The sequence below is a fragment of the Paenibacillus sp. D51F genome (genome assembly GCF_053345695.1).
Map to the genome: position 1 here is coordinate 175,643 of NZ_JBKFAO010000002.1, position 15,164 is coordinate 190,806.

At 59.0% G+C, this 15,164-nt stretch carries 20 protein-coding genes; 3 read left to right on the plus strand and 17 right to left on the minus strand.

Translation table 11 applies throughout. The features are described 5' to 3' along the window. Nucleotides 1-27 precede the first annotated feature (27 nt). From accC to ACLBWT_RS04440, 11 genes are all read right to left on the minus strand, one after another. A complete protein-coding gene (gene accC / locus ACLBWT_RS04390; RefSeq protein WP_447661851.1) occupies nucleotides 28-1,404 on the minus strand; it encodes an acetyl-CoA carboxylase biotin carboxylase subunit in 1,377 nt (458 codons plus the stop codon). Nucleotides 1,405-1,435: 31 nt separating this feature from the next. Then, on the minus strand, nucleotides 1,436-1,924 hold the full coding sequence (gene accB / locus ACLBWT_RS04395) for an acetyl-CoA carboxylase biotin carboxyl carrier protein (protein ID WP_447661852.1): 489 nt from the start codon (nucleotides 1,922-1,924) through the stop codon (nucleotides 1,436-1,438). Nucleotides 1,925-2,147: 223 nt separating this feature from the next. Next, the gene (locus tag ACLBWT_RS04400; RefSeq protein ID WP_447661853.1) at nucleotides 2,148-2,918 is read right to left on the minus strand and encodes a SpoIIIAH-like family protein; all 771 of its coding nucleotides are present in this window, start codon (nucleotides 2,916-2,918) and stop codon (nucleotides 2,148-2,150) included. Nucleotides 2,919-3,085: 167 nt separating this feature from the next. Next, entirely contained in the window at nucleotides 3,086-3,742 is a 657-nt protein-coding gene (spoIIIAG, locus tag ACLBWT_RS04405) for a stage III sporulation protein AG (protein WP_447661854.1), read from the minus strand. Between the two features lie 34 nt (nucleotides 3,743-3,776). Beyond that, nucleotides 3,777-4,559 (minus strand): stage III sporulation protein AF, encoded by a 783-nt coding sequence (gene spoIIIAF, locus ACLBWT_RS04410; protein ID WP_447661855.1) that lies wholly within the window; start codon nucleotides 4,557-4,559, stop codon nucleotides 3,777-3,779. 33 nt (nucleotides 4,560-4,592) lie between these two features. Further along, a complete protein-coding gene (gene spoIIIAE, locus ACLBWT_RS04415; RefSeq protein WP_447661856.1) occupies nucleotides 4,593-5,840 on the minus strand; it encodes a stage III sporulation protein AE in 1,248 nt (415 codons plus the stop codon). Between the two features lie 7 nt (nucleotides 5,841-5,847). After that, the gene (gene spoIIIAD, locus ACLBWT_RS04420; protein ID WP_049867187.1) at nucleotides 5,848-6,243 is read right to left on the minus strand and encodes a stage III sporulation protein AD; all 396 of its coding nucleotides are present in this window, start codon (nucleotides 6,241-6,243) and stop codon (nucleotides 5,848-5,850) included. 32 nt (nucleotides 6,244-6,275) lie between these two features. After that, nucleotides 6,276-6,479 carry a stage III sporulation protein AC gene (gene spoIIIAC, locus ACLBWT_RS04425; protein ID WP_048748439.1) on the minus strand — a complete coding sequence of 68 codons (204 nt, stop codon included), beginning with the start codon at nucleotides 6,477-6,479 and terminating at the stop codon, nucleotides 6,276-6,278. A 13-nt stretch (nucleotides 6,480-6,492) separates the two neighbouring features. After that, nucleotides 6,493-7,011 (minus strand): stage III sporulation protein SpoIIIAB, encoded by a 519-nt coding sequence (gene spoIIIAB, locus ACLBWT_RS04430; RefSeq protein ID WP_447661857.1) that lies wholly within the window; start codon nucleotides 7,009-7,011, stop codon nucleotides 6,493-6,495. Next, nucleotides 7,008-8,015, minus strand: coding sequence for a stage III sporulation protein AA (spoIIIAA, locus tag ACLBWT_RS04435; protein ID WP_447661858.1), 1,008 nt, complete (start codon nucleotides 8,013-8,015; stop codon nucleotides 7,008-7,010). Before spoIIIAA ends, spoIIIAB begins: the two co-directional genes overlap by 4 nt. Before the next feature lie 99 nt (nucleotides 8,016-8,114). After that, complete coding sequence (locus tag ACLBWT_RS04440) at nucleotides 8,115-8,381, minus strand: YqhV family protein (protein ID WP_447661859.1); 267 nt, start codon at nucleotides 8,379-8,381, stop codon at nucleotides 8,115-8,117. 202 nt (nucleotides 8,382-8,583) lie between these two features. Here ACLBWT_RS04440 and ACLBWT_RS04445 point away from each other — a divergent pair, with 202 nt between their 5' ends. After that, a complete protein-coding gene (locus tag ACLBWT_RS04445) occupies nucleotides 8,584-8,763 on the plus strand; it encodes a hypothetical protein (protein ID WP_447661860.1) in 180 nt (59 codons plus the stop codon). 73 nt (nucleotides 8,764-8,836) lie between these two features. On the opposite strand, the gene ACLBWT_RS04450 is transcribed toward ACLBWT_RS04445, so the two are convergent. From ACLBWT_RS04450 to ACLBWT_RS04470, 5 genes are all read right to left on the minus strand, one after another. Further along, complete coding sequence (locus tag ACLBWT_RS04450; protein ID WP_447661861.1) at nucleotides 8,837-10,090, minus strand: aspartate kinase; 1,254 nt, start codon at nucleotides 10,088-10,090, stop codon at nucleotides 8,837-8,839. A gap of 123 nt (nucleotides 10,091-10,213) precedes the next feature. Beyond that, nucleotides 10,214-10,771: an elongation factor P gene (efp, locus tag ACLBWT_RS04455; protein ID WP_076356576.1), complete on the minus strand. Its 558-nt coding sequence runs from the start codon at nucleotides 10,769-10,771 to the stop codon at nucleotides 10,214-10,216. 109 nt (nucleotides 10,772-10,880) lie between these two features. Then, nucleotides 10,881-11,954 (minus strand): M24 family metallopeptidase, encoded by a 1,074-nt coding sequence (locus ACLBWT_RS04460; RefSeq protein ID WP_447661862.1) that lies wholly within the window; start codon nucleotides 11,952-11,954, stop codon nucleotides 10,881-10,883. Between the two features lie 34 nt (nucleotides 11,955-11,988). Beyond that, nucleotides 11,989-12,444, minus strand: coding sequence for a type II 3-dehydroquinate dehydratase (aroQ, locus tag ACLBWT_RS04465; RefSeq protein WP_447661863.1), 456 nt, complete (start codon nucleotides 12,442-12,444; stop codon nucleotides 11,989-11,991). Between the two features lie 74 nt (nucleotides 12,445-12,518). Next, nucleotides 12,519-13,058 carry a YqhR family membrane protein gene (locus ACLBWT_RS04470; protein WP_447661864.1) on the minus strand — a complete coding sequence of 180 codons (540 nt, stop codon included), beginning with the start codon at nucleotides 13,056-13,058 and terminating at the stop codon, nucleotides 12,519-12,521. 217 nt (nucleotides 13,059-13,275) lie between these two features. On the opposite strand from ACLBWT_RS04470, the gene ACLBWT_RS04475 reads away from it, so the two are divergent. Beyond that, nucleotides 13,276-14,229, plus strand: coding sequence for a DUF1385 domain-containing protein (locus ACLBWT_RS04475; protein WP_447661865.1), 954 nt, complete (start codon nucleotides 13,276-13,278; stop codon nucleotides 14,227-14,229). Nucleotides 14,230-14,283: 54 nt separating this feature from the next. Beyond that, the gene (locus ACLBWT_RS04480; RefSeq protein ID WP_447661866.1) at nucleotides 14,284-14,601 is read left to right on the plus strand and encodes a hypothetical protein; all 318 of its coding nucleotides are present in this window, start codon (nucleotides 14,284-14,286) and stop codon (nucleotides 14,599-14,601) included. Between the two features lie 82 nt (nucleotides 14,602-14,683). Here ACLBWT_RS04480 and mntR read toward each other — a convergent pair whose 3' ends face one another. Beyond that, nucleotides 14,684-15,106, minus strand: coding sequence for a transcriptional regulator MntR (gene mntR / locus ACLBWT_RS04485; RefSeq protein WP_076356588.1), 423 nt, complete (start codon nucleotides 15,104-15,106; stop codon nucleotides 14,684-14,686). Nucleotides 15,107-15,164 lie beyond the last annotated feature (58 nt).

The window sequence follows — 15,164 nt, forward strand, 5'->3', positions numbered from 1 at the left end:
ATTCCACGGGTTTTATGACAAACGGATTCAGGCATCCGCAGCTTCGTCGCCGTAGGGCTTGTTCACGTCGTAATCCTCAAGGAACTTGATGTCGAAGCTGCCGCCAAGGAAAATCGGATGCTCGAGAAGCTTCAGGTGGAACGGAATCGTCGTCTTGATGCCTTCGATCGCGAATTCGGATAGCGCGCGCTTCATCCGATTGACCGCTTCCTGGCGTGTCGGCGCCCAGACGATCAGCTTGGCGATCATGGAATCGTAATGCGGCGAGATCGTGTAGCCGGGATAGGCGGAGCTGTCGACGCGGACGCCGATGCCGCCAGGCGGCAGGTAGAAGCCGATCTTGCCGGGCGAAGGCATGAAGCCGCGCTCGGAATCCTCGGCGTTGATCCGGCATTCGATCGCCCAGCCGTCGATGCTGATATCCTCTTGCCGGAACGACAGCGGATTGCCTTCCGAAACGGAGATCATTTCCTTGATCAGATCGACGCCCGTGATCATCTCGGTTACGGGATGCTCGACCTGTATCCTCGTATTCATCTCCATGAAGTAGAACTGGCCGTCAGGACCGAGCAGGAACTCCAGCGTGCCGGCGCCGCAATACTCCACGGCGAGCGCCGCGCGCACGGCTGCCTGTCCCATCCGTTCCCGGAGCTCTGGGTTCAGGACCGGACAAGGCGCTTCTTCGACGAGCTTCTGGCGGCGGCGCTGCACGGAGCAGTCCCGCTCGAACAGATGGACGGCATTGCCGTGACGGTCGGCCATGATCTGGATCTCCACATGCTTCATGCCGGTGAGGTACTTCTCCAGGTAGACGCCTGCGTTGCCGAAAGCCTTCTGGGCTTCCTGCTGGGCGGTCGTGATCTGCTGGATCAGCATGTCCTCGTCCTCGGCGATCCGGATGCCCTTGCCTCCGCCCCCGGCCGTCGCCTTGATGATGACCGGGTATCCGATTTCTCTGGCGATGCTGATCGCGTCGTCCAGATCCTCGATCAGGCCGTCCGATCCTGGAATGATCGGTACGCGGGCATCCTTCATCGTCTGCTTCGCCATCGCCTTGTCGCCCATTCTCGTAATGGCGGAAGGAGATGGGCCGATGAACGTGATGTTGCAGGATTCGCAGATCTCCGCGAAGTCCGCGTTCTCGGCAAGGAAGCCGTATCCCGGATGGATGGCGTCGCACTCGGTAAGGGTGGCCACGCTCATGATGTTGGTCAGATTCAAGTAGCTGTCCTTGGACAGCGTCGGCCCGATGCAGTACGCTTCGTCAGCCAGGCGGACATGCAGCGATTCGCGGTCCGCCTCGGAATACACAGCCACGGTGGCGATGCCGAGTTCCCGGCACGCCCTGATGATCCGCACGGCGATCTCGCCGCGGTTGGCAATGAGGATCTTCTGGAATTTCAAAACGATCTGTCTCCTTCCTCGAAACCTGTCATTACTCCGGACGAACGCGGAACAGCGGCTGGCCGTATTCCACCAGCTGGCCGTTCTCGACGAGCACCTCGACGATTTCGCCGCGCACTTCGGCTTCCAGCTCGTTCATCAGCTTCATCGCCTCCAGAATGCAGACGATGCTCTTGTCGCTGACCTTGCTGCCGACGGTCACAAAAGGAGGGTTGTCCGGAGAAGAGGCGGTGTAGAATGTGCCTACCATCGGAGACACGATGTTGTGGAGCTTCTCTCCTTCATTCGCAGAGGCCGCGGATGCGTCCGGCGCAGCCTGAACGGCTGCGGCACCAGGCTGCGGCGTCATTTGCGGCTGGGTATATGTAGGAATTTGGGGCGCGCTTTGATAAACGACCGTTTCTGCTTTGCCGGGCTTGCGGATCAGCAGGCGGGTTCCTTCGTTCTCGATTTCAAGTTCCTGCACGGAAGTTTGATCGATCAGTTTGATCAGTTCTTTGATTTCGCTAAGCTTGAACATGTAATTCACTCCTTAGGGCGGGTACGGGGATCGGAATAACCCCTGGCTCTAATTGCTTGCCGGACGGAACGGCGGGCTGAGCCCTCCATGCGGCCATGACGTACTGTATTATAGCACAAGCCCTATTCTAACACGAGAGGTCAATCGCCGGGCAGCGAAGCTTCCCCGCCGCAAAGAAAAAGAAGGCTTCCCGGAACGATCCGGAAAGCCTTCTTACGCTCCGTCATGGGAGATACTTCACGAGCACGCTGCCCGCGCTGACATTCAGCGAAGTGCTTACTTTCGAAATAATGGAAGCCGCCTCGCTTTTTTGCAGCTTCTCGCTTTGGACAACGACCGTCAAGGCGCCGCCGTTCTCGTCGATGACGACGTTTTTGAAGCTCGCTCCCAGATCCTTGCGCAGGCTTTCGATCTTGTCCTGGCGGCTCTCGAACTGGTCGAGCTCGGCCAGCGCCTTGGCGGAGCCGTCCGCCGTCTGGTTCGGATCGTTCACTTTTTTCATGATGTCGTCATACAGCCTGCTCACTTTATCCTGGCTCTTTTCGCTCAGCCGAGTGAACTCGCCGGCAGCCGATCCCGCTTCGAATTGCTGGAGCACCGCTTGGTCCTCGGGGCTGATGCCCGTATCCGCAGAGGTTTCCTTCGCGCCGTCTTTCGCATCGGAGGTTTTCGTTTGTCCGTCCGTTTTTTGCCCTGCCGCATCCGTGCCTTCCATGCTGCCGGAATTGTTGGCGCCGTCCGCAGCCGCGTCTGCATCCGTTTTGCCTGTAGAATCGGCAGCCGGAGCTTCATCTCCAGGTGCAACGACCATGTCCTGCACTTCAACGCCTGCGGCACCGGATACTTCCGTCGCGCCGGAAGCCGCTCCCTGCGTCTGCGCCGTGTCCTTGAGAGCGCTCTGTCCCGGATTGTCCGTGAACAGATAGTAGGCGGAGAGAATGACCATCAGGCTGAGCATCGATACGAGCCATACCGTTTGACGTTTCGAATTCATTGTCTTTGACCTCCTTAAAATGGTTGACCATTAGGGCTGGGTTTGGTTTCGGATTTGGTCTTGGATCCGAATTTGGATCTGGCCTTAATTGGGTTTCCGGTTCGACTCTTGCCTTATTCCTTGCTCTGATTCTCAGGTTCGCGCCGGCTCCGGCCGTCCAGGCGGGATCAGCCCGTCTTGCGCGGAACGATCGATATCGCCGAGAGGGGAACATCCATCCCCTTCTCCACCGCCTCGGTCATGATGCGCCTCACGGCCGCATTTTCCGCCCCGTTGGCGACGACCAGCACTCCGCGGATTTTCGGCTTGATGATTTTGGTCACGACCGGCCTCTGCTCCCCGGACACTTCATACATGACGATCTTGCCGCTGCTCGTCACTTGGGTCATGTGGCGCTTGCCGCCGTTCTTGTCGCTCTCATCCGTCACCGACTGGGAGTTGTTCGGATCCACGCCCCACACCATCTCTTCCGTCGAATCGATGGTGACGAGCACCTTCACGGTTCCGACGCCGACAATCTGCTCCAATATCTCCTTCAGCCTGTTCTCCAGAGGCTGCTCGATGCTGGAGAAGTCCGTTCCGTCAGGCGACGTCTTGCCGATGAAGGCGCTCTGGTCACCGCCTGAGCCGGGAGCGGGCGGATCGGCTCCCTGATGGGTGCCGGCCGTGCCGACTTGGCGGAAATCCAGCAGACTGCCGGCAATCATCAGCGCCGCTCCGATGCATCCCAGAAGCAGCAGCCATCTCAGCGCCTTGACGCGGCCTGGCCCTGCAGGACCTCCGCCGGCGAGCTGCTCCAGCTTTTCCAGCCATTTGCCCACCATTCCCCCTCCTCTCCGCCATGCTCTATCCATCTCTTCATTCCGTCTCCAGCAATACTTGGATCTGCCGGTCTTGCAGCCCCCAGCCGGTCGTCACCAATCTCCTGACCGCGGCAGCCGCCTGCGCCGGAGCTTCGGGCGCGCTGTCATTACCAGCCCCTGTTCCTTCCCCGGAAAGCATCGTGCCGCCATCTTCAGCGCCCGGCTCTTCCATAGGAGCCATCGCCGCTTCCGTGTCCCCGCTGGAGGAGCCATCCCCGGCCTGGACGCGGAGGGGATCCACCCTGATGTCCACAGGAGCGACATCGCCCGCTCCCGCCGCCTTGCCGGAATCCGATGAAGGCGATGAAGAATGCCCGCCCGCCGCTGCCAGCGTGACGACGACGCCGGATACCGTCCCGTTGCCGCTCCCGTCCCACGACACCGCAGCAGCCACCGAAGCGACGCTGAATCCGGTCTGCTGCTCGACAGCCGCCTTCACCTCGGATTCGAGCTGGCTCCGCGCCAGCTCGGCTGCCTGCTGTCTGGAGCGCCCCGAAGTCTGCTCGGCCTTCCGCAGGATATCGTCCAGCGAAGGCATCTTGACATTCGAGTCCTGAACTTCGCGGTCCCAATCCTTGATGCTCTCGCTGAGCTTCCCCTGAATGTCACCCTGCGCCAGCTTCAATAAAGGAGTCAGAATGACGAGCAGGACGATCAGGCCGGTTACAAGCCTCGCGTAACGCTGCATGGACTTGTTCGGAAGCAGCAAGTCCACAATGGATGCGAGCAGAATGACGGAAATGACATCCTTGAGCCAGGAGCTGAACCAGCCCAGCATCGGCTTCGACTCCTTTCGTCCACGCTGCTTGCCTCAACGCATCATGATCATCGCATTGCCTGCCGTCAGAATGATGGTGACGGCCAGGAAGAACATCAGGCTTACCGCCGCGAGAGCTCCGAACACGAACAGCATCGTCTTGCCGATGGTCAGTAGGCAGGTCGTGATCGGGCTGGAGCCGAGCGGCTGCAGGACGGCGCCGCTGACATTGTAGATGGCGGCCAGCGCCAGAATCTTGATCGCAGGGAAAGCGCACAGGAAGAGGAGAATGATGACTCCCGCGAGGCCGACCGCATTTTTGGCCATCATGGATGCCGATATGACCGTATCGGCAGCATCCGAGAACGTCCTTCCTACGACCGGCACGAAGCTGCCGCTGATGAATTTGGCCGTTCTCAGCGTCATTCCGTCCGTCACGCTTCCAGCGGCTCCCTGGACCGAGATGACTCCCAGGAAGATGGTCAGCATGACCCCGAGTATTCCCGCCCCCGTCGTCCGCAGCAGATTGGCCAGCTGCGTCACTTTGAAGCGGTCGCTCAGAGAGCTGGTGATATGCAGGACGGCCGAGAAGAAGAAGAGCGGGAAAACGATCGTATAGATCAGCGTTCCGACCGTATTGACCATGAATATGATGACCGGATGAAGCAGAGTGACGGTCGCTACGCTTCCCGTACTGGCGATCAGCGTCAGCAGCAGCGGAATCATCGCCATCATGAACTGGATCATGGACTCGATCGCGTCCCTGGCATATCCGATCGCGACGTGGAAGCTGTTCACGGCAAGCACGATCAGCACCATGTAAGCGACAGAGTAAGCGACCTGGCTGACCATGTTCCGCTCGAATGCCGATTGAAGCGTCTGCAGAATGCTGCTGAATATCGCCAGGAGCACGATGGAGACGAGCAGCTTGCCGTTGTAGAGCACCTCATGCAGCAGCATCTTCATCAGGCCGCTCAGCACCGTCCCGAGCTTGAGGCCTTCGCCGCCGGGCGTGATCATCTCGACGAAGCTCGGCATGGAACCGTCAGGAAAATAACCGCCGTACTCCGTGACCAGCTTGTTCCAGTACGCTTCCACCGTGTCCGTTCCGTAGGCTTGCGCCTGCTCCTTGGCCAGCTTATCGTTGAGGTCCGCGGCTGCCTTGGAGCCTTCGTCTTGGCGGGCTTCCTGCAAGGACGGCTCCGCCGGACCGCTTGCCGCCCAAGCCGTCGTTCCCGACATGGCCAGCCAGATGACGAGACTTATTCCGATTGCCTGAAGCCAACGAATCAGCAGCCGCATCGCCGCTTCACCCCCCCGCCGGCAGCAGGCCGACCACGGTCTCCACAATGACGTTGATGATCGGGACGGCCATGACGAGAATCAGCACCTTCCCGGCGAACTCCACCTTCGAGGCTACGCTCTCGGCTCCGGCGTCGCGGATGATCTGAGAGGCGAACTCGGCGATATACGCGATTCCGATCATTTTGAGGATCGTCTTCAAGTACACCGAAGGGATGCCGGAGCGTTCGGCCAGCTGCTGCATCGTGCCGATGACGGCATCGATCTTGCCCAGCATCATGAGGAAGATGAATACCCCTGTGAACATGGCGAGCAAAAAAGCGAACAGCGGCCTCTGCTCCTTGAGCACCAGCATGAGAATCGCGGCGAGCAGCCCGATTCCCGCGATTTGCACAATCTCCATAATCCATTCTCCTGACCCGCGGAATGCCGCCGCTACTGGAACAGGAAGATCGTCTTGATTTCCTGGAACAGCTCGTTGAGCATCCGGACGACCATAAACAGTACGACGACGAATCCGATCAATGTCACCCAGTGCGCCATGTCTTCCTTCCCCATCTGCTTAAGCACCGTGTGGATCATGGCCACGATGATGCCGATGCCGGCGATCTGGAAGATGGCGCTGATATCCATGGTCATGTACTCGGCACCCCTAAACCATCAAAATGACGACCAGTGCGGCAATGAGAATGCCTAGCGAGCGGGACAGCTTCTCGTAACGCGCCTGGTCATCCCGGGCACCGTCTTCTTCCGCCTGCATCTGCTGCTGCGCGAGCCGGAGATGCTTCAGCTGATCTTCGCGGTCGCTCAATCCCAGCGTGGAGCCGAGCCGCCTCAGCGTCGCCAGCTCCGTCTTCCGCATCGCGGTGCCCGGCCAGCAGCCGGTCAGCGTTTCTTCCCAGCATGCTTCGAAAGCAGGGGCATCCGGACTTTCCAGCCTGTCCGCAGTCAGCCGGAAGATCGAAGCGGCAGGCTCCGCCATATGGGCGCCCGTACGGCGCATCGCTTCCGGAAGCGGCGTGTAGCCGTAGCCGATCTCGGTCTCGAGGCGCTGCAGGCCGTGGATGAGCTCTCGCAGCTGCCTCGGACGCTTGGCGAAACGGGCCGCCTGCAGAAATCCGATCATCGTGCCGGCAAGCAGGATAAGCACGGCACCGGCTGCCTTGATCATGTTCCCGCCCCCTCTGGAGCTCGCGCTGCAGTCGGCTCTCTCGCCGTCGGCGCAGCGTGCTGGAGCGCGACGACCCGAGCTTCGAAACCATTCCTGCCCCTCCCGAGAATGACGCAGCGGCTGAACGCCCCATCATGCAGCAGCTCCCGCAGAATGGGTCTGCCCCTCGCTTCTTCGAGGCTGGAGGCGTGGGCTGTAGCCACGACCGCGACTCCGGAATGGGCCGCCTCCCGGACGGCTGCCGCATCCTCCGTCCTGCCGATCTCGTCGGCCATGATGACTTCGGGAGACATGGAGCGGAGCATCATCATCATCCCTTCCGCTTTCGGACAAGCATCCATCACGTCCGTCCTCGGACCGACATCGAAGGAAGGCACCCCTTTGACGGAAGCGGCGATTTCCGACCGCTCGTCCACGATGGCCACCCTTCTCCCCGGCCATCCGGCCATTGAGGGGTCGGGCCACTTGCCCGAGCTGACGATGCGGGCGAGGTCTCTCAGCATCGTCGTCTTGCCCATTCTCGGCGGACCGATCAGCAGCGTGGAATGGATGCTCCGCCTCGCCGCATCCGCCAGCTGCTGCGCCAGCTTGTCTGCCGCGCCGACCGCTTCCCGGGCGATCCGAATGTTGAAGCCGCCGATATCCCGGATCGCCTTGACGTCGCCCCGCTCCAGAACGGTCCGGCCGGCCAGTCCTACCCGGTGGCCTCCGGTCACGGTGATGTAGCCCTTCCTGAGCTCTTCCTCCATCGCGTACAGCGAATGCCCGGTCAGCCTGCCGAGCAGCTTGCGGCATAGTTCTCCGGAAGGCCTGAACGCCTGCTGCGGGCTGCTGCTCCATCCGCCGTCCTCCGTCAAAAATCCCGATTTGTCGTGGCTGACGATTTCCAGCGGCCTTTCCTCACGTATTCGAATCTCTTCCAAACCCGCATGCACGGAATCAGGCAGCTGGCGAAGCCGTTCATAAAGTTCCGGCGGCAATAGATGCGCAATCAGCTTCAACATTGGCGTTCACTCCTTCCCCCGTTCGTCCTATAGCCTATTTGTATGCTTGTCTGGACGCATTATGCCGCTTGCTATCAAGAAGGTTCATAGACTTGCAGACTATTTCTTGAAGATCCCGATCAGCAGGCAGCCGATACCGACCGCGACCCAGGCCAGCTTGGCAGGCGAAAGCCTGTCCGACAGTCCGATCAACCCGACCGCCGTCGTCGCGAGCAGAACGACCGGCCCGACGAACGCAAGCGAGGAATTGATGACGAGCGCTTTATCGATCTGATTGAGGCGCAGCATAAGAAGCGCCGCCATGATCTCGATGGAGCCCGACAGCAGGCGCAGCGAAGCCATCGTAGCTACAACTTTATTCATCATTCCGATCCCTTCTTTCCATCTTCGTATAACCCAGCCTATGCCGGCTTGTCTTCAAATATGGCAAGCCCTATGTTCTTGCATAGGAAGCGATTGTCGGCGTGGAGCAGAGAACGGATATTCTATCAAGGCTTAAGTGAAAGGAAAGAAAGGATGCGGACTGCGAGGAAGAAACAAGCATTAGGGAAGGAAGAAATCGAAACGTTTGGCCAAGGAAGAATCCAAGCGTTGTTGTAATCGTCTTCGCCAGACTCCCTATTCTATCGATCGGGCTTCTGTAGTGCTGTTCGAGGAGCGGCCATCCGATAGAATCGCAGAGCTGGCGGGCAGCTCCGAATCCAATCCGGCAGATCTGATCGCGGCTTGCGCCTCGGCAGCCCGATGATCGAAGGCTGAATGCAAAAAATGCAAAAAAACTCCCTCAAGCATCCGCTTGAGGGAGTTTTGGCTGGCGATGGCTATCGGCGCTCGGAAGGTCCGCCGACAAAAACCTGTTCGGCCGTATCGAGGCCGTAAGCCGTATGAAGAGCGCGGACCACAGCCTGAAGCGAACCCGACCCGATGACGCAGGAAGTTTTGATCTCGGAGGTGCTGACCATCTTGATGCTGACGCCGAGCTCGGCCATCACGCGGAACATCTTGGCCGCAACGCCCGGGTTGCTGACCATGCCTGCGCCTACGATGGAAACCTTCACGAGCTCGTCCTCGGAAGTCGTCTCGCGGTAAGGAACGGCGGAACGGTTGCCTTCGATGATGGCAAGAGCCTTATCGCGGTCGCCTCTGCCGATCGTGAAGCTGAAGTCGGCTTTGCCGCCCATGACTCCGCTCTGCACGATGATATCGACATTGATGCCGCCGTCGGCAAGCGCTCCGAATACGCCTGCCAGCACGCCGGGCACATCCTCTACGCCGAGAATGCTGATCCGGACGACATCCTTGTCGAATGCGATGCCGCTCACTACGATTCCTTGTTCCATGACCGCTTCCTCCTTGACCGTCGTTCCTTCGTTGTGGTTGAAGCTGGATCTCACGACCAGCTTCACGTTGTACTGCTTCGCATACTCGACCGCCCTCGGGTGCAGCACCGCAGCGCCCAGGTTGGCAAGCTCGAGCATCTCATCGTAGGAAATCTCGTCCAGCTTGCGCGCGTTGTTGACGACGCGAGGGTCGGTCGAGTAGATGCCGTCCACGTCCGTGAAAATCTCGCATACATCGGCCTGCACCGCGGCCGCCAGGGCGACCGCCGTCGTGTCGGAGCCGCCGCGGCCCAGCGTCGTGATCTCCCCGTCCTCCGTCATGCCCTGGAAGCCGGCGACGATGACGATCTGGCCGTCATTCAGCGCCTGGTGGATCTTATCCGGCCGGATATCCGTGATCCGCGCCTTGGCGTGGACGCTTTCCGTGCGGATTCCCGCCTGCCACCCCGTCATCGAGACAGCCTGCCGGCCAAGGCCATGTATGGTCATCGACAGCAGGGCGACCGATATCTGTTCCCCCGTCGTGAGCAGCATATCCATCTCGCGAGCTGGCGGGTTCGGATTCAGCTCCCTGGATTTGTCGATCAAATCATCCGTGGTATCCCCCATCGCGGAAACCACGACGACGACCTTATGCCCCGCATCCCTGTTCTCCACAATCCGCCGCGCGACTCTCTGCATCCGTTCCGTCGTGCCGACCGAACTGCCGCCGAACTTCATCACGATCAACGACACCGCTGTTCACTCCCAACCATTAGCTGATTATACAAGTACCGATTATATCACATTCACGCTTTAAAGAGATAGAAGATAAACAAAAAAAGGCCGCCCGCCGGCGGCCTTGACAGAGGAATGGAACTACGCGCGGGAAATGTAGCGGCCCTCGCGGGTATCGATCAGCAGCTGGTCGCCTTCGTTGATGAAGAGCGGCACCTGAACCGTATAGCCGGTTTCGAGCGTTGCGTTCTTCGTAGCGCCTTGAGCCGTGTTGCCTTTGACGCCAGGCTCGGTTTCGGTTACCTTCAGATCCACGCTGTTCGGGATCGAGATGCCGATGATTTCGCCTTTGTAGCTGGAAATGTTGACGTTCATGTTTTCTTTCAGGAAGTTGATTTCCCACTCCAGCTGCTTTTTGTCGAGATTGAATTGGTCGAACGACTCGTTGTCCATGAACGTGTACTCCGTTCCGGAATTGTACAGGTATTGGACTTCGCGGTTCTCGACGTGGGCGCGGCCAAGCGACTCGCCTGCACGGAAGGTTTTCTCCACGATGTTGCCGTTGCGGAGGTTCTTCAGCTTGGAGCGGACGAACGCAGCGCCTTTGCCCGGCTTGACGTGCTGGAATTCGATGACGCTGAAAATGTCGGTATCCACTTCGATGGTAAGGCCTGTCTTGAAATCGTTCACTGAAATCACGGGTGATTCCTCCTGTAAATGGGTGATGCGGAAACGACGTTTCCGCTTGGACGCTGCGATCGGGAGACTTAGTGTCCAAAAGCCGAAGCATGCCGCTTCGGCTGTCGGGCTAGCTCAGGATAATAAGTTCCTTCGGCGAAGCTGTCAATATTTGAATCCCGTTCTCGGTGATGACGATGTCGTCCTCGATGCGGACGCCTCCGAACCCTGGAATGTAAATGCCGGGTTCCACCGTTACCACCATGCCGGGGGTCAAAACGTTGTCGCTGCGCTTGGACAGGTTCGGCTTCTCATGCACTTCCATGCCGAGGCCATGTCCAAGGCTGTGGCCGAACTGGTCGCCATAGCCATGCTTGGCGATGACGTCGCGCGCCAGTGCGTCGGCCTCGATGCCGGTCATTCCCGGGCGGATGTTCGCCAGGGCATGCAGCTGGGCTTCCAGCACGATCTCGTAGATCTCGCGGTGCTTGGGCGACGGTTCGCCTACGGCGACCGTACGGGTCAGGTCCGAACAGTAGCCGTTGTACAAGGCTCCGAAGTCGAGCTTCACGAATTCGTTGCTGCCGATGACGCGGCCGCTCGCGACTCCATGCGGGAGCGCCGAACGTTCGCCGGAGGCGACGATCGTGTCGAAGCTGGACGATGTCGCGCCCCGGCTTCTCATGAAGACTTCCATTTCAAGCGCGACATCAGATTCCTTCATGCCGGGCTTGATCAGACCTTTGATATAATCGAAGGTCGCATCGGCCAGATCGGCCGCTTCCTGCATGATCGCCAGCTCCGAGGCATCCTTGACGGCCCTCAGGCTCTCGATGATGCCGGCTGCAGGCACGAGCTCGATTGCGCCGAGAACCTGTCCCCAGCGGACATAGTTGGAGTAGACCGTATGCTCCTGCTCGAAGCCCAGACGCGTTACGCCTTCCGCAGCCAGCAGCTCGCGGACGGATTCCATATAGTCGGCTGCATGCTCGACGATCTCGAACCCTTGCACCTGCTCCGCAGCCTGCTCCGTGTAGCGGAAGTCGGTCAGAAACCAGCTCTTCGCCGACGTGAGCAGCACCCAGCCCGAAGATCCGGTAAACCCGCTTATGTATCGCCGATTGTACGGGCTGCCGATAAGCAGCGCTTCCAATCCCTGTTCTTCAAGCTTGCCCCGCAGCTTCTCCACTCGTTGCTTCGTCATCGCGGCTACCTCCTCTAATCCAATCAAACTGCCTTTAGCTGCCTTGGCCGGACGGTTTGTCCAAATGATTCAGCAAGGCATGCAGCCCAAGCACATAGCTGTAGGCGCCGAAGCCGGCGATCTGCCCGACGGCGGATGCCGCCGTCACCGACTGGTGCCGGAAGGCTTCCCTCTTGTGGATATTGGACAAATGCAGCTCGATCGACGGCACCGGCACCGAGCTCAGCGCGTCGCGGATCGCATAGCTGTAATGGGTGAAGGCTCCCGGGTTGATCAGAATGCCGTCCACGCTGCCGTAAGCCTCATGAATCCGGTCAATCAATCCGCCCTCGTGATTGGACTGGAAGAAATCCAGCTCCGCGCCGAGGCGGGAAGCCTCTTCAATCATCAAGGCCTTGATTCCATCCAGCGTCGTCGTTCCGTATACGCCCGGTTCCCGGATTCCCAGCATGTTGAGGTTAGGACCGTTAAGTACGAGAATCTTGCGCATTGCCGCACCTCCAGAAGCCAAAAGGCTACTTGCCATTCTACCATAAATGACATGCCCTTGGAAGTGCGGGTCCGTCAGCTTCCTCCCTTGGACTTGCGCTTCGGCTCGCGCGAGGCTTCGTCCGTGAATTCGAACGCGATCGTGTACCCGATGAACAGGCCCCATACCACATACAGGCTGAGCTCCGTGAAAATGCTGTTCCAGCCGAGAACCGTGACCGGCTTCACCATCCCGAGGAACGGACCGAGTGCCAGGAACAGCAGCGTCCACCACAGCAGGCCGTACACAAAGCCCGCCCATGGACCCGAAAAGCGTCCGAGCAGAAGCTTGTACAAATAGGCGGCAACAATGGATAAAACGATGAAATGCCCGATGCCGACGGCATGCCCCCAGCCCGTAACGAGGAAGGAGTGCTTGAAGAACGGCTCCGCCAGCATGCCGGGCAGAACCTTGGTGAACCGGAACGTATAGAGAAGCCAATGGGCGAAGCCCCATATCAGCCCGGCCCAAAACCCGAGCTGCAGGCAGTACGTCCATGTATTGGTCGTATGTTTGCCGTACTCGCTTTTGTCCATGCCTTTTCCGCGGTCCGATGCTGCCGCTGTCGCGCTCATTTCGATCGCCTCCTTGAAATGTCCGCCTTTAGTATGCGCCAAATTCCTTGCCGGCTAACCGTCTTCCAGGTCCGCGAAGGTTCGCGGATGCAGCGAGAGGCAGTCTGGCATTCCCCATTGCCATCAAGTACAATGGAAACAGGATTCCAGTTCCCCCGCAGGCTGCAACCGAGCCTGAAGCGAGCGGAAGTATGAACAAAGGGAAGGTGAATGTCCGTTGCCAGAAGCGAGCACATCCATTTACGGCGGACAAGCTGTCATTGAAGGCGTCATGTTCGGCGGCCGCAACGTCAATGTCACGGCGGTACGCCGCAAGAACGAAGAAATCACTTTTTACGAAGTTCCGAGCGCAGGCAAGAAGCCCTGGTACCAGCCGCTCAAGAAAATTCCATTTGTACGCGGAGTCATCGGCATTCTCGAGTCCAGCGCCAAAGGCTCGCAGCATCTGAACTACGCCTTGGAAGCCTATGCCGAGGACCAGCCGGAGGAAGCCGGAGCGGCGAAGGACGAAGCGCCGAAAAAGGAAGGCTGGAGCCTCTCCATGATCGTCGGCGTCGCCGTCGCGGGCATTATCAGCTTCGCAGCCGGCAAGCTCATTTTCACCCTCGTTCCTGCTATTCTGGAGAGCTGGCTGTTCAGCCACCTGTTTACCGGCGTGTTCCTGCACAACCTGATCGAAGGCGGAATCAAGATCATTCTGCTCCTGGCCTACCTGTACCTGATTTCCCTGACTCCGCTCGTCAAGCGCCTGTTCCAGTACCATGGCGCCGAGCACAAGGTCATCAGCGCCTACGAGGACGGAGCGGAGCTGACCGTGCGCAACGTTCAGAAGTATACCCGCCTGCATTACCGCTGCGGCAGCAGCTTCATCATTTTCTCCGTCATCGTCGGCGTGATCGTCTATTCCTTCTTCAGTTGGGACAACTTATGGGAGAGGATCTACATTCGCATCCTTCTCCTTCCCGTCGTTCTCGGCGCATCCTATGAGGTGCTGCGCTGGACGAACGCCCTGCGCGACGTTCCGGTGCTGCGCTATCTCGGCTATCCCGGGCTGTGGCTGCAGCTGCTGACGACGAAGGAGCCGTCGGACGACCAGGTCGAAGTATCCATCGCCTCCTTCAACCGGATGCGCGAGCTCGAGCGGGAAGTCAACGTGAAAACGGCTGTCTGACCGTCTCGAGAGCATCCCGAAGGGGAGCATCGTCAATAGAAAGGGCGGATTTGCATGCGTCGCAACAAGGTCAACATATGGACGGCGGTCATTGCCGTGCTGGTTGTGATCGGACTGGGGAGCAGCCTCTCCCGCAATCCGTTCAGCCTCCTCCTTCCAGCCGTCATTCTTGGCGGCATCTTCGCCTTCTATTGGTTCAGTCCCGCCCGCAAGAAACGAATCGTCAAGCGTAGTCCCCGCCAAGCCGGAAAAGGACGCAACGAGCCTTCCCGCTTCAAATCGGCCTCCGCCAAGGCGCGCGGCCGCAAGCCGTCCCCGTTCCGGGTCATCGACGGCGGCAAGGATGAGGACGGCATGCCCAAATATCATTGAACAAGCAGGAAAAACAAATAAAAATAACGGCAGGCGCGGAATGTTTCCATTCCCGCCTGCCGTTATTTTTATTTGGGCGGCTCTATTCGGACTCCAGCTCGCTGCGAATGCTTCGGAGCGTCTCCAGCCTCGACTCGTCACGGCGGAAATACTCCACAAGCGTCTCGATGCAGGTGATGGAATCCCAGCTGAGATGATGCTCGATTCCCTCTACATCCTGATAGATATTCGCTTCCTGGACTCCGATGACCTCCAGGAATTGCTCGAGCAGATGATGGCGCTCCATCAGCCTCTTGCCCATCTTCTTGCCCTTGGCCGTCAAGATGAGGCCGCGATATTTCTCATAGATCAGATACTGGTCCTTGTCCAGCTTCTGAATCATTTTGGTCACCGAGGATGGATGGACCTCCAGCCCTTCCGCGATATCCGACACGCGGGCATATCCCTTTTCCTCAATCAGCTTGTAGATCCGTTCCAAATAATCTTCCATGCTCGGTGTAGGCATGAAAACCCTCCTAACCTGCTGGGCGCCTCCACGCATCGGCGCCACGCTCCTTAGTATC